The following is a 922-nucleotide window of genomic DNA, read 5'->3' as shown; positions in this document are numbered from 1 at the left end:
GACCGGTCCAAAGTGGCCGGCAGGTACGGATAAGGCCAACTTGACTGATGAAGTGGAGCGAATTGTACGTTACTTGAATGATGCTGGGCAGACTGTTGCAGAAGCGCAAACGCAAACTGTTACGTTTACACGAACGGCAACAGTTGACCTGGTGACCGGACAAGTCACGTATGGTCCATGGCAATCGATTCAGTCAGCTGAGATGGCAGCCATTACGTCACCACGTCTAGCGGGTTACATTGTCGATCGCCCAACGGTTGCATCAGCAACGGTTCAAGCTGGTCAAGGTGACTGGGTCGAGACGGTTCGTTATCACGCGGTTGGCTCATATGTACCACAGGTGCCAGGAGGCGTACCGGTTGATTATGTCACGAATCCAAATGACCCAAGCGGTATTCTCACACCAGGTGAACCTGGTAGTCCGGTTTTGCCACACGTACCAGGTTATGTCCCAGTTGGTCCGGATGGTAAGCCATTACAACCGGTAGATCCAAATGATCCGCGTCAGGGTTATTGGCCATCTGCGGTTGCAGACCCAACTCAAGATACGCCAATTACGTATGTTCAGATTGTGACTGACCAGGTAACGCCAGATGATGCGACACCAGCGCCAAGCGATTCAGCAGTTGCTGTCGATCATCAAGCACCAGTTAGTGACGATGTTGTGCTAGATAGCGATGTAGTTTTGCCAACTGCTGAAGTTAGCGCAGCCAGTCAATTGACAAAGAGTGGTGGATCATTAGCCTACACAGCGTCGTCGGCTGCAACGACTGAACCGACAGATGTGGCGAATGAAACGCCAACCAAGCATTCAGGTGTTTTGCCTTATACAGGTCAGGATGACCAAGAAGGGGCCAAAGCAACCGGATTGGCTATGTTGTTTGGTTTGTTCCTCGGTTTGTTCAAGCGTCGTAAGCGCAAG

The 922-nt window shown here is 51.3% G+C and carries 1 protein-coding gene; it reads left to right on the top strand.

The features are described from left to right. A partial coding sequence (locus WEIDD23_RS14820) for a mucin-binding protein (RefSeq protein ID WP_242865497.1) occupies positions 1-922 on the top strand: 922 nt, incomplete at both ends.

The sequence above is a fragment of the Weissella sp. DD23 genome, from assembly GCF_001579105.1.
Classification (GTDB): Bacteria; Bacillota; Bacilli; order Lactobacillales; family Lactobacillaceae; genus Weissella; species Weissella cibaria.
This window is presented reverse-complemented; position numbering and strand designations above follow the sequence as displayed.